At 62.0% G+C, this 13073-nt stretch carries 13 protein-coding genes; 8 read left to right on the top strand and 5 right to left on the bottom strand.

The features are described 5' to 3' along the window. Positions 1-17 precede the first annotated feature (17 nt). Entirely contained in the window at positions 18-632 is a 615-nt protein-coding gene (gene folE, locus ACU5AY_RS07850; protein WP_446828641.1) for a GTP cyclohydrolase I FolE, read from the bottom strand. A gap of 346 nt (positions 633-978) precedes the next feature. On the opposite strand from folE, the gene ACU5AY_RS07845 reads away from it, so the two are divergent. From ACU5AY_RS07845 to ACU5AY_RS07835, 3 genes are read left to right on the top strand one after another with little or no spacing between them, the layout of a single operon-like run. Further along, on the top strand, positions 979-1425 hold the full coding sequence (locus ACU5AY_RS07845; RefSeq protein WP_446824207.1) for an iron-sulfur cluster assembly scaffold protein: 447 nt from the start codon (positions 979-981) through the stop codon (positions 1423-1425). A gap of 4 nt (positions 1426-1429) precedes the next feature. After that, positions 1430-1792: a membrane protein insertion efficiency factor YidD gene (gene yidD / locus ACU5AY_RS07840; RefSeq protein WP_446824206.1), complete on the top strand. Its 363-nt coding sequence runs from the start codon at positions 1430-1432 to the stop codon at positions 1790-1792. A 10-nt stretch (positions 1793-1802) separates the two neighbouring features. Beyond that, complete coding sequence (locus ACU5AY_RS07835; RefSeq protein WP_446828640.1) at positions 1803-2180, top strand: nuclear transport factor 2 family protein; 378 nt, start codon at positions 1803-1805, stop codon at positions 2178-2180. An 88-nt stretch (positions 2181-2268) separates the two neighbouring features. Here ACU5AY_RS07835 and ACU5AY_RS07830 read toward each other — a convergent pair whose 3' ends face one another. Beyond that, positions 2269-3261, bottom strand: a complete 993-nt coding sequence (locus ACU5AY_RS07830; protein WP_446828639.1) for a class I SAM-dependent methyltransferase — start codon at positions 3259-3261, stop codon at positions 2269-2271. 327 nt (positions 3262-3588) lie between these two features. Between ACU5AY_RS07830 and ACU5AY_RS07825 the strand changes: the two genes are divergently transcribed. Continuing rightward, positions 3589-5562 (top strand): putative bifunctional diguanylate cyclase/phosphodiesterase, encoded by a 1974-nt coding sequence (locus ACU5AY_RS07825; protein WP_446828638.1) that lies wholly within the window; start codon positions 3589-3591, stop codon positions 5560-5562. 240 nt (positions 5563-5802) lie between these two features. Then, entirely contained in the window at positions 5803-7830 is a 2028-nt protein-coding gene (gene thrS / locus ACU5AY_RS07820; protein WP_446828637.1) for a threonine--tRNA ligase, read from the top strand. Between the two features lie 3 nt (positions 7831-7833). Here the strand turns inward: thrS and ACU5AY_RS07815 are convergent, their stop codons facing one another. After that, entirely contained in the window at positions 7834-8823 is a 990-nt protein-coding gene (locus ACU5AY_RS07815) for a hypothetical protein (protein WP_446824201.1), read from the bottom strand. A gap of 129 nt (positions 8824-8952) precedes the next feature. On the opposite strand from ACU5AY_RS07815, the gene ACU5AY_RS07810 reads away from it, so the two are divergent. Continuing rightward, positions 8953-9537 carry a nitroreductase family protein gene (locus ACU5AY_RS07810; RefSeq protein WP_446828636.1) on the top strand — a complete coding sequence of 195 codons (585 nt, stop codon included), beginning with the start codon at positions 8953-8955 and terminating at the stop codon, positions 9535-9537. 5 nt (positions 9538-9542) lie between these two features. Then, positions 9543-10154, top strand: coding sequence for a flavin reductase family protein (locus tag ACU5AY_RS07805; protein WP_446828974.1), 612 nt, complete (start codon positions 9543-9545; stop codon positions 10152-10154). A gap of 19 nt (positions 10155-10173) precedes the next feature. On the opposite strand, the gene ACU5AY_RS07800 is transcribed toward ACU5AY_RS07805, so the two are convergent. After that, complete coding sequence (locus tag ACU5AY_RS07800) at positions 10174-10851, bottom strand: aldolase/citrate lyase family protein (protein ID WP_446828635.1); 678 nt, start codon at positions 10849-10851, stop codon at positions 10174-10176. Positions 10852-10955: 104 nt separating this feature from the next. On the opposite strand from ACU5AY_RS07800, the gene ACU5AY_RS07795 reads away from it, so the two are divergent. Continuing rightward, positions 10956-12101, top strand: a complete 1146-nt coding sequence (locus tag ACU5AY_RS07795; RefSeq protein WP_446828634.1) for a DUF2336 domain-containing protein — start codon at positions 10956-10958, stop codon at positions 12099-12101. An 8-nt stretch (positions 12102-12109) separates the two neighbouring features. Here the strand turns inward: ACU5AY_RS07795 and ACU5AY_RS07790 are convergent, their stop codons facing one another. Then, positions 12110-12910: a sulfite exporter TauE/SafE family protein gene (locus ACU5AY_RS07790; RefSeq protein WP_446828633.1), complete on the bottom strand. Its 801-nt coding sequence runs from the start codon at positions 12908-12910 to the stop codon at positions 12110-12112. Positions 12911-13073 lie beyond the last annotated feature (163 nt).

Below are 13073 nucleotides of genomic sequence, written 5' to 3'. Positions count from 1 at the left end.
TAGTCCCCGGTCGTGGCCTAGCAGCCGCGCAGCATGGTCATGAAGCGGACCTGCTCATGGGCTTCGTCCTTGAATGCGCCCAGGAAGGTCGTGGTGATGGTCGTCGAGCCCTGCTTGCGGATGCCGCGCATCGCCATGCACATGTGCTCGGCCTCGATCATCACGGCAACGCCGCGCGGTCCGAGAGACTGGTCGATCGCCGTGGCGATCTGCGCCGTCATCGTTTCCTGCGTCTGCAGGCGGCGGGCGAAGATGTCGACCACGCGGGCGATCTTTGACAGGCCCAGCACACGGCCGGCAGGCAGATAGGCGACATGCGCCTTGCCGATGATCGGCACCATGTGGTGTTCGCAGTGCGAGAAGAACGGGATATCCTTGATGAGGACGATGTCGTCATAGCCACCGACCTCCTCGAAGGTCCGGCCGAGAACATCCTCGATATCCTCGTTGTATCCGCCGAACAGCTCCCCATAGGCTTTGACGACACGGCTCGGCGTATCGAGCAGGCCTTCGCGGGTCGGGTCTTCGCCGGCCCAGCGCAGAAGCGTGCGCACGGCCTCTTCGGCTTCCTCGCGGGAAGGGCGGGTCATGCTGGAATCACGCAGCGAGAATTCTTTGACAATGGCGTCCATCTAGCGGTCTCCTGATCCCAGTCCGTCTTCCGGTGGATCCTGACGTCTACAATTGTCGGACAACACGCCATCAACCATATATCGAACTGGCCGAGCCAGATATGGACTTTCTGAGGCGGGCCCGGGGCGTTCCGGCCTCCAGCGCCACATTGCGCCATCGCCTTCCTGCACGGTTTCCCAGATCAAGGCCCATCGTGGAAGGCAGTGGTCCACATGAGCCGTAACCCTTATATATGAGCCTTCGGGTTAAGGAAAAGGGCCTGAAAACGACACAGACTGTTTTTCTTTCCCGAACGGACCCACTATATATATCGCAAGTACGTCATTCGCGGCCGACCGGATCATCATGGACGACATCTACAACAGCAAAATTCTCGAATTCGCCGGCAACATTCCTGCCATCGGCCGCTTGGAAGATGCAGACGCGTCGGCCGAGGCATTTTCCAAACTCTGCGGCTCCAAGGTGAAGGTCTATATCAAGATGCATGGCGACGAGGTGAGCGAGTTTTCGCACGAGGTTAAGGCCTGTGCCCTCGGTCAGGCTTCGTCGTCGATCATGGCCCGTCACGTCATTGGCGCGACAGTGCACGAGATCGAGACGGCACGCGACGACATGCGCGCCATGCTGACCGCCGGCGGCGAAGGGCCATCCGGACGGTTCGAGGACATGCGCTTCCTTTTGCCCGTCAGGGACTACAAGGCCCGGCATGCCTCGACGATGCTGACCTTCGACGCCGTTGTCGACGCCATCCAACAGATCAGGGCGAAGGCGCCGGCCGACGCCGAAGGCTGAGCGCATGTGCGACGGGCACTCCGGCCGGCATGACGGTGGACGCCAAAGATCGCGCAACTGGCAGGGGCCATTTGCCAAGACGCCGGGGCGCCTGCTCGGCATGGGCCTGATCCGGCTCTATCAGCTGACGCTTTCCGGTTTCATCGGCCAATCCTGCCGCCATCTGCCGACCTGCTCCGAATATGGATATGAGGCGGTCGCCCGCCACGGCCTTTGGGCCGGCGGTTTCATGGCCCTGTTCCGCTTCATGCGCTGCGGTCCGGGTGGAACCCATGGTTTTGATCCGGTACCCGACACACTGCCCGAGGCCACCAGATGGTGGGCGCCCTGGCGCTACTGGCATATTTCCAAACCGGTCCACGATTGACGGAGCCCACATGTCGCCTCAACCATCTTTTGATCCCGTCGAGAACCTCAAGCGCTTCCACGCCGCGATCAACGCCCTCGATTTCGACGTGATCGACGCCTGCTTCGCCGACGAGGTCGTCTACCTTTCCGGCGGCACCGGCAATGTCGAGGGCAAGGTGAATGTGATGACGGCGTTCCGGCGCTATTTCGATGCCTATCCGGATCAGGTGGCGGAGAATGATGCCGTCTACCGGCTTTCTGACAGGAGCGCGAAATCGGTGTGGCGTCTGAGGGCAACGCATTCCGTCACCGGCGCGCCACTGGTGCGACGTGGCGAGGAAACCATCCACTTCGACGAGAATGGCAAGATCATCCGGGTCGAGGTCACCGATCTCGGCGCGGACTGAAAAGCCGGTGGGCTTGCCCTGACTGCCCCATAAACGCAAAACGCCGGCTTCCTGTCAGAAGCCGGCGTCTTTTGTCTCAGCCGAACGATCAGGCGAGCTTGCGCAGCTTGGCGTAGATGATGTGCCGGTTTTCGCCGAAGAACACCTCGGCCTCGACCCGGTTGCGGTCGACGGAGCCGTTGACGATGTCCCACATGTCCTGCTCGTCCCGCAGGATCAGCGGCCAGTTCATGAAAGTCTCCATGTAGCCGTCCGGGATGACTTCAGTGCTGAAGTTGGCGAACAGGAATTCGCCGCCCGGCTTTACCAGTTCCATGAGGCGCTGGTTGAGGCGGATGGAGACGTGCTTCGGCAGGTAATCGTAGAGGCCGGCCGCATAGACGAGGTCGAACTCACCGAGTGCGTATGAGCGACGAATCAGTCCGGCGACGCTGCCAGCCATGGCATCGATTGCCGTCCCGACGTGGTTTTCCGCCACCGTCGCCAGGCTCTGCGTATCCTGGTCGAGAGCGACCCAGCGCTTCAGCTTGCCGCTGGCATAGGCCTGCGACAGTTCCGCCTCGCGCAGGTGTCCGCAGGCAACGGCCAGAACTTCGGCATTCTCCGTTCTTGCGGCTGTCGCATCGACGGTCTCGGCCAGAATCAGCCGGCGTTCGCGCACGGCGACGCAGCTGCTGGAATCGCTGGTATAGGCGTAGATCTCCTGGCCGAGAGGGGAGCTCTCGTCCACGAGGTGCTTGATCGACGGGTGCTTGTAGAGAAGGTCGAGCAGTCTCGCGTCGCCCGAATAGCCGCGCGGCTTCTGGAACGACCAGCGGGTGAAGGGATCGGCGAGCAGAAATTCCGCCACCGGGTGGGATTGTGCGACCGGAAGTAGGTTTTGCCAGGTATCGGGGGTGCAGCGACTGCGCAAATCGTGCAGCCGCAGAACCAGTTGATGGACGATCTGGCCGGTCGGCTCCTTCTTGATGAAGGATTGATGGGTCATCTGAAGAATGAGCATCAGATCCAGCACACGCTCGCTGAACTCGCCCTTGTCGGTGGCTTTGGCCTCGGCTTCGTTCTGCTTGTGCTGCTTCATCAGCTCGGGGGTAATTACGCTTTGCTGGTCAATATCAAACTTAAATTCTTTTGCACGCATTATGGCCAGGTTCCTGTTGTCCCTGCCAGAAATGTACCAACTTTTGCGGGCAGCGCTATTAGATGATTAATTAATGGTTAATTTCATAAAATTGTCTGTATCGGATTCGGTCGCCTAAAATCCGCCAGCCGAAATTAACGAGAGTTTAGGGATCTTGTGAGCAATTTGAGTTCAAATGCCCCAAAAATTTAGGGGGGAGTGGGTCATTGTTAGACAGATCCGCGCCCTCCGCCGGGGTCTATGTCCACCGGTCGAGCTGATACGCAGATGAGTGACGATATTGCGAGACGTGCGAAAGAAGCGATAGGCCAGCCGTGGTGGAAGCCAACGGACCCGGTCCTGCGCAAGATCCTGATTGAGCGGAATTCGGCCAGCAATCGCCGCCTGGCGCGGTGGGGTCTCTGGGCCGCCGTGCTGACCCATGTGGTCTTCGGCGCCTTCGATATCTTTCTGTTGCCCGACGTCAGCTATGAACTCGTGGTCTTCCGCGTACTGCTTGCCGCCATCGTGCTCTTCAGTCTCGAACTTGGCATCAGGCGCTCCGTGTCTCTCGATATCCTCCACCTGGGCGCCGCACTGGCGATTTTCGTGGCGGGCACCGGATTTCTTCTGCTGGAACTGGCGACGTTCGACACGCGGACTGCGTTTCAGTATTCGGTCTTCGGGACGATCTTCATTTTCGCCACCAACCTGTTCTTTAATTTCAGGTTTTCGGTCGCCGCAGTGTCGTCGGTGGCGATCACTGCGGTCTATATCTACGCGACGATCTACTGGATGAACGCGGACCTGAACGGACGCGCAATCAACATCGTTTTCTTCCTGACGTCACTGTCACTATCGCTCTATCTGGCCTGGCGCCTCAATCTGGAGCGCTACCACACATTTGTGCATTCGCTTCAGGCTCAGATCCAGGAACAGGCGGCCCTTGAGAAGGGCGAACAGCTGAAGAAGATCGCTGAAACCGATCCCCTGACCGGCTTGAAGAACCGCCGCGCCATCGACCGCGAGTTCCTCAACCTGTCTCGCCGGGACTACGGCGACTATGGCCATATCGGCATGATTATCATGGATGTCGACTTCTTCAAGCGTTACAACGACAGTCTCGGCCACAACGCCGGCGACGACTGTCTGGTTGCGCTCGGCGATATCCTCAGCGAGACCGCAACCCGATTCGACGGCGTCGTCGGCCGCCACGGCGGCGAGGAGTTTGTCGTCATCTGCCGGGTTCGCGACGAGGCCCATCTGCGCACTGTCACGGAGGCATTCTGCGCCGCCGTTCGGGAACGCAATATCCCGCATCCGGACCGGACCGATGCCTTGAACATCGTCACGATCAGTGCAGGCGCGGCGATGACCACCGACCAGGGCGTCGAGGACATGTCGCTGCTGCTGCAGCAGGCTGACCGGGCGCTCTACGCATCGAAATTCCGCTCGCGCAACACCTACACGATCTACGATCCGGAAAGTGTCGAGGAGGATGCCTCGGGCAGAAACCTGATCGAGCTTCTGAAGACTGCCGTCTCCCGCGGGCTTGCTTCGCTCGTCTACCAGCCGATCTTCGACGTCAAGTCGGGTATCCTGCGTGGTCACGAGACGCTGATGCGCCTGCGCGACTTCGATGGAACGCCGATCCATCCGCCGGTCTTCATTCCGGTGGCCGAGCAGACCGGCCTGATCATCAGTCTCGGGGAATGGGCAATCGAGCAGGCCTGCCGCGACATGCTAGAGCACGGTCTCGGCGAGTTCGTGTCCGTGAACGTATCGGCCGTGCAACTGCGTGAGGCCGGATTTCCGCTGCAGGTCGCCAACATACTGACGAAGCTCGGCATGCCGGCGCGCCAGCTCGCACTCGAAGTCACGGAAGGCATGGACATCTACAAGGATGCCCAGGCGCATCGGAATATCCAGCATCTGCGAAACCTCGGCGTGCGCATCTGGCTCGACGATTTCGGCACCGGATTTGCAGGCCTCGCCTGGCTCAACCGCTTCGAGTTCGACGTGATCAAGATCGACCGTTCCTTCCTGCAGGATTGCCAGAACCAGCAGGGGCTCAATTTGCTGAAGGACATGGTGACCATGCTGCGTCACCAGAACTTCACGGTGCTGGTGGAAGGCGTGGAAACGGCCGAGCAGGCGACGCTGCTGAAGCGCCTCGGTGTCCACACCATGCAGGGCTACCATCTCGGAATGCCGATGCCGATCGCCAAGGTCGTTCAGCGCAAATCCGCCCGCGGAAAATAAGCCAGGTCAACAGGCTGGTCCACGGACCGTGTTCCATGCCTGCCCGCACCCGCCTGTGCCATGAAAAGGGCAGGGCGGGACCTCTTCACAACCTCGCCGTTACCCATTATACCGCCGCTTGCCTCGTGATGCGCTTGACCGACTGATGTCTTTTCCGCCAATGCGCACGCGACGCCGCCGTCCTTCGGCGCCCATTGTCACCACCCGCATTCGTAGGCGGGACTGGACTAAGGAGATACCATGTCCGTTTCCCTGACTTTCCCCGATGGCTCCATCCGTTCGTTCGACGCCGGCACGACCGGTCGCGACGTCGCTGAGTCGATCTCCAAATCGCTGGCCAAGAAGGCCGTTGCGATCGCGCTTGACGGCGAGCTCCGCGATCTTTCCGATCCCGTCACCGACGGCAGGATCGAAATCGTCACGCGGACCGATCCGCGGGCGCTCGAACTCATCCGCCACGACGCCGCCCATGTGATGGCCGAAGCCGTGCAGACCCTTTGGCCTGGCACGCAGGTGACCATCGGTCCGGTCATCGAGAACGGCTTCTATTACGATTTCAAGCGCGTCCACCCGGATACCCGCGAGGATTGGCCCTTCACGCCCGACGATCTGCCGAAGATCGAAAAGAAGATGAAGGAGATCATTCAGCAGAACGCCGCCTTCACCAAGGAAATCTGGCCGCGCAACAAGGCGCGCGACACGTTTGCTGAGATGGGCGAAGGCTACAAGGTGGAGCTGGTCGACGCGATCCCGGAAGACCAGGATCTGAAGATCTACCGTCAGGGCGACTGGTTCGATCTCTGCCGTGGCCCGCACATGGCCTCGACGGGTCAGATCGGCACGGCCTTCAAGCTGATGAAGGTCGCCGGCGCCTATTGGCGTGGCGATTCCACGCGCCCGATGCTGACCCGCATCTACGGCACTGCCTGGGCCGAGCAGTCGGAGCTCGACAACTATCTGCACGTCCTCGAAGAAGCCGAGAAGCGCGACCACCGCAAGCTGGGCCGCGAGATGGACCTGTTCCACTTCCAGGAGGAAGGTCCCGGCGTTGTGTTCTGGCACGGCAAGGGTTGGCGCATGTTCCAGACGCTGGTGTCCTACATGCGCCGCCGTCTCGCCGGCACCTATGAGGAAGTCAACGCGCCGCAGGTGCTCGATTCCTCGCTTTGGGAAACCTCCGGTCACTGGGGCTGGTACCAGGAAAACATGTTCGCGGTGAAATCCGCCCATGCCCTGACGCATCCCGACGACGAGGAAGCGGACAACCGCGTCTTCGCGCTGAAGCCGATGAACTGCCCGGGTCACGTGCAGATCTTCAAGCACGGGCTGAAGTCCTATCGCGAGTTGCCGATCCGTCTGGCCGAATTCGGCAACGTCCATCGCTACGAGCCGTCCGGCGCGCTGCATGGGCTGATGCGCGTGCGCGGCTTCACGCAGGATGACGCCCACGTCTTCTGCACCGATGAGCAGCTGGCGGCCGAATGCCTGCGCATCAACGAGCTGATCCTGTCGGTCTACCACGACTTCGGCTTCGAGGAAGTCGTCGTCAAGCTGTCGACCCGGCCGGAGAAGCGCGTCGGTTCGGACGCCCTGTGGGATCGTGCGGAATCGGTCATGACCGAGGTCCTCAAGACCATCGAGGAACGTTCCGGCGGCCGCATCAAGACCGGCATTCTGCCGGGCGAGGGTGCGTTCTACGGGCCGAAGTTCGAATATACGCTGAGGGACGCGATCGGCCGCGAATGGCAGTGCGGCACCACGCAGGTCGACTTCAACCTGCCGGAGCGCTTCGGCGCGTTCTACATCGACCAGAATTCGGAGAAGAAGCAGCCGGTGATGATCCACCGCGCCGTCTGCGGGTCGATGGAGCGCTTCCTGGGCATCCTCATTGAGAACTTCGCCGGCCACATGCCGCTGTGGTTCGCGCCGGTGCAGGTCGTCGTCGCGACGATCACCTCCGATGCGGACGACTACGGCCGCGAGGTCGCGGAAGAACTCCGCGAGGCGGGCCTGCATGTCGAAACCGATTTCCGCAACGAGAAGATCAACTACAAGATCCGCGAGCACTCGCTTGCGAAGGTCCCGGTGATCATCGTGTGCGGCAAGCGGGAAGCGGAGGAGAAGACGGTCAACATCCGCCGCCTCGGCACCCAGCATCAGGTCTCGATGTCGCTTGTGGAAGCGATCGCATCGCTTGCCGACGAGGCAACGGCTCCGGACCTGAAGCGGAAGGCCGTGGCGAAGGCGGCCAAAGCCGCCTCCGCCTGACGGCTATTCGGAAACTTCACCAGCTTCGGCCGCCTGCGAGGCGGCCGTTTGATTCTCGTCGAGCAGAAGCTCGACGTCGAAATTGCGGCCCGCTTCGACCTCGAAGTCGCGCTGGTAGATCTTGTCCTTGTTGCGCGCGATCGCCGTGTACTCGCCTTCGGACAGCACCATGGTCGGGAAGGCCGAGAGGCTTTCCTTGATCAGGTCGCCGGAGCTTGCCAGCACGGACCAGGCCGTGTCGGCGATGGCTTCGCCACCCTTTTCGGCAACCAGCTTCAGGGTGACCTTGGCCGCCCGCTGCTGCATCGTCGCCTCGATCAGCTTGCCGGCGACGACCTGGATGTCGGCGCGAACCGTTGCATTGACCGAGCCGTAATTGGAAACCACCTGATAGGTGCCGGCATTCAACCGCACGATGGTCTTCGGCGGGATGTTGGCGACGACGAGGCCGCGCTCGCCACTCTCGAGCACGTCGGAGGAATAAACGGAAAACTTGAGATCCTTGGCGGGAATGCGCACATCCTGGCCGGAGACGGCGTTCAGCAGCAGTCCGCCTGCGTTCAGCACCAGAACCTGCTTCGGCTGCTCACCGGACGATACGACGGTCAGCTTCTTCGTGGCGGTGGCGCGCCCGAAGGAGACATTGACGAAATAGTCGCCGGGCGCCAGGCGGAAATGGGCGGAGCCGCCCTTCGAGCTTGCCGCCAGCGGCAGCTTGCCGTCCTGGCCGGGAATGGGGGAAAACACGTTCCATTCCAGCCCTTCCTGGACGGCTTTGCCGTCTTCGGTCAGCTTTGCTTCGAAGTCGACACCCACCCTCTGCGCCGGCTTGGAAATGCCGACCGCTTCGCCCGTCAACGGGTTGATGCCGGGAATGCCTTCCGGAGGGCTTTCAAATGACTTGAATTCTTCCTGGGACAGCGCGGGCTGTGCAAGCGTGATGGCCAGGCCCGCCGTGGCGGCCAGCCGTAATATGCTGCTTGTTCCAAACATGTGGTGCGCCCGGTTGACTTCGTGATATTCCGGAGCCACTTGAAGACCAAGCCGGTGGCAAATTCAAGGCTTTGCGAGAATTCCAGTTAATTTGACGGCCGCAAACCAGATAGCGGGAAGAGAATATTGATGAGCATGGACATGAAATTGATTGATTATCTGGCGGTGCGCCGCTCCATTCCGGCTTTTCAGATGCGTGAGCCCGGTCCGAGCCGGGACGAGATCGAGGCGATCCTCAAGCTTGCTGTGCGGGTTCCGGACCACGGCAAGATCGCACCCTGGCGATTCGTCGTCTATCGCGGCGCCGAGCGCGCCCGGATCGGCGAGGAACTGCTGAAGATGGCGCTGGCCAGGAAGCCGGACCTTTCGGACGAGATGGTCGAGGTCGAGCGGACCCGGTTTACCCGTGCGCCGGTCGTCATCGGTGTGATCAGCACGGCCGCGCCGCATTTCAAGATCCCGGAATGGGAACAGGTGATGTCGGCGGGTGCCGTTTGCCTCAACCTGCTGATGGCGGCAAACGCCCATGGCTACGTGTCGAACTGGCTGACGGAATGGTTCGCCTTCGACGAGACGGCCTATCCGCTGCTCGGCGTGAAGCCCGGCGAAAAGGTGGCCGGCTTCATCCATATCGGCTCCACCGATTTTCCGGCGGTCGAGCGGCCGCGACCGGAACTGGAGACCGTCGTGACCTGGGTGGGAGACGAGGCATGAGCAAGATGTTCTACACGACCGACAACAACCGGCACGGTCTGCCGCACGATCCCTTCAAGGCCATCGTCGCGCCGCGCCCGATCGGCTGGATCGGCACGAAGGGCAGGGCAGGGGTCCGCAATCTCGCCCCCTATTCCTTCTTCAACGCGATATCCGACAGCCCCAAGATGGTGATGTTCTCGTCAAGCGGCCACAAGGACAGCGTCCGCAACATCGAGGAGACCGGCGTCTTCACCGCCAACCTCGTCAGCCGCAACCTGGTCGACCAGATGAACCTGTCCTCGGCGCTGGTCGACTACGACGTCGATGAATTCTCGCTGACCGGCCTCACGCCGGTCGACGGCGAAGTCGTCGATGCGCCTTACGTAGGGGAAGCTTACGCGGCGTTGGAGTGCCGGATGACCGATGTCTACCGCCCGAAGACGGTCGACGGCGGCCTTGCCGATTCCTGGGTCGTCTTCGGCCAGGTCATGGGCATCCATCTGAGCGACGAGATCCTGAAGGATGGCCATATCGACATGTCTCTCGCCCGTCCTGTGGCCCGCATGGGCTACATGGACTATTGCGAAGGCAGCGACGCCTTCCAGCTGGCGCGTCCGAAGGTTCCTGCCGCCTGATCGCTGGTGAGAAATCGCGTCAGACAGTCTGCGCCGTTGGCGGATTGCCGCAGAAGATGCCGTCAAACCCGTCCCCGGCGCTGACGGCGCCGTGGCGCATCATCGTGTCGGTCGCGGACAGGCGCTGGCCGGCATAGTCCAGCGCGGTGACACCTGTCGCCCGCGCTGCAATCAGCACCATGCTCCGGATCGTCGAAAATACCGGCCCGGAAAGGTCGTAGGAGGACGCGTGCGGCACGCGAAGGCTTTCGGCCAGCCGTTCGCCATCCCAGCCGACGGCTGTCAGGCGTTTCGTCTGTCCGGGCACGTCCTGCAGTTTGGACGCGATGCGCGCATTGTCGACCAGCAGCGCGATTCTTGTCTGTCCCTCGTTGAGGCCGCATCGGGTTTCCGCAACCGCGAGCAAGGCATCGAGCTTTTGCAGTTCCATGGGAGAGGTGAGACCACAAGGCACGACACCGTCGGGCAAGAACCCGGCAATCAGCGTGTCGAGTTCCGCCCCGGTGGCGGACGCTCCGACTTTCAGGAACAACCCTGCGCCGCTTGCCCGCCACGTTCCCAGCTTGACTGACTGTAGAGCCTCGCCGGATGAAAGGTCGAGGACCAGGACATCGGGCGTGCCGTCGGGATCTGGCGGCGCGCTCTCGATGTCGAGGGGGAGGGCTCCTGCCCAGAGTTGAAGGCGGCTGATGGTCATCTCCCACATGGTTAATGGATATGGTGAACCAATCTTAAACTTTTTGGCCCTACCGTGAAACCTGCAGCCGGACAGATGTTGGCTGCAACGATTCGAAGCGGGGCATGCCAGTGATCATAGAGCGTTTTTTGTGCTGGACCGAGACGGCGAAAGCCGGAGACCGTGCGAAAGCGGCCAATGCCCTGGGACGAGCCTACCTGCAATCGGACATGACGCCGGGCGAACGCCAGGCCGCCGATCTTGCGATGACCTATCTTCTGGACGATCCGTCGCCGCTCGTGCGCAAGGCGCTCGCCGATGCGCTGGCTCGCGATCCCGACGCGCCGCATGCGGTCATCCTCTGCCTTGCCGGCGATCAGGACGAGATCGCCTCGGAAATTCTGCTGCGTTCGCCCGTGCTGACGGATGGTGATCTGGTCGAGCTCGCCGGGCGCGGCAGCAGTATCACCCGATCGTTGATCGCCACGAGGCGAGGGGTCTCGCGCGGGGTCTCTGCCGCCATTGCGGAAGTCGGCGACCAGCCGGAAATCATCTGTCTTCTGGAAAATTCGAGCGCCAGCATTGCCGGTTTCTCGCTACTGCGCATCGCGGAGCGTTTCGGCGGCGACGGCGAAGTGCGCAGCATGCTTCTGGAACGCCCGTTGCTTCCGAGCAAGGCCCGTCAGCTGCTGGTCCAGCATGTTGGCGAGGCGCTGGCCGGGTTCGGCTTCGTGAGTGCCGCGATCGGCCGGTCGAGGACGGAACGCGTCGTCAAGGAAGCCGGTTCGGCGGCGACGCTCGCGATCTCCGCCGATCTTGATACCGAGGATCTCAAGGATTTCGCCGAGCATCTGCGCAAGACCGGACGCCTGACGCCCGCACTTCTGATGCAGGCTCTGGTATCCGGCCGGCTGGAGTTTTTCGCCGCCGCCATCGTCAATCTTTCCGGATGCGAAGACAGGCGCGCCCGCGCGGTGCTGGCTTCGGGCCGCATGCACGCGGTGAGGGCGCTCTTCGAGGCGGCTGGCATCACCCGCACGGTAAGCCCGATCTTCGTCGAGGCCGCACTGCTCTGGCGCGGCGCGCTGGAGGGCGGCTACGACAACGCGGTCGACTATCTGGCGTCCGAGCTGATGGCGCGGTTCCGTCACTTGCGCGGTTCGCACGACGAGGCCGACGAGCTACTGGACATCGTGTCGAAGCTGCAGATCGAGCAGAAGCGCCGTCTCGCCCGCCTCTATGCAGAGGATGCCGCCATCAAGGCAGCCTGAGGCCTGGCTCAGAGGATTAGCTTGCCGCCGACGATCAGCAGCGTGATCGCCAGCAATGTTCTGACATAGACCTCCGGCAGGCGTGGCGCGATGTGGCTGCCGGCGATGATGCCGGGTATTGAGCCAGTCAGCAGCGCGCCAAGGATCATCCAGTCGATCTCGCCGATCATCCAATAGCCCATTCCCGCGACGAAGGTCAGCGGAATGGCATGGGCGATATCCGATCCCACCACCTCGTGGATCGGCAATCTCGGATAGAGAAGCAGGAGAATGGTGACGCCGATCGCGCCCGCGCCGACCGAGGTAACGGTCACCAGCGTGCCGAGCACCAGGCCAAGCACCCAGGTCAGGACCAGAATGCGTGTCGCGTGCCTTTCGCTGCCTAAGGTTTCCAGTTCATGGGCGGCGAGCCTCTTCAGCCACGGACGCAACAGGAGCAAGAGCGCAGTCAGGATGAGGAGTGCGCCGAGCGCCACCGTGACGCCGCTGACCAGGGCGAGGTCGCTGCGGTCAACGGAGGATACGAGCCAAAGTGTCAGCAGCGAGGCGGGTAGGCTGCCGGCCGCCAGCAGACCGACGATGCGCCAGTTGATGTTGCCGTGGCGGCCATGCACCACGACACCGGCCGACTTGGTGATCGCGGCGTAAAGCAAATCCGTGCCGACCGCCGTTGCCGGATGGACGCCGAAGAGCAGAACGAGCAGGGGGGTCATCAGCGATGCGCCGCCGACGCCTGTCAGGCCGATCAGGATGCCGATAAAACCGCCGCACAGAGAGTAGTAGAGCGCGTCAAGCGACGATGAGATCATCCGACCCTCTCCCCACCCGAAGGCGGCGGCAGAATGCGGCCCTTCGGTCTTGTGGCACTTTGCGTTCACTTTGTCCGCGGCACCGCAGCGTGGGAGCCGCCGGCAATTTCGGCATCGATGCGGAATCGATACGAGCGACTATAGCGGCCGGTCACGCGGACCG

The organism is Rhizobium sp. PAMB 3174 (assembly GCF_052908375.1).
Note: the sequence above shows the minus strand (reverse complement) of the source record. Positions and strands in the feature narration are given on the sequence as shown.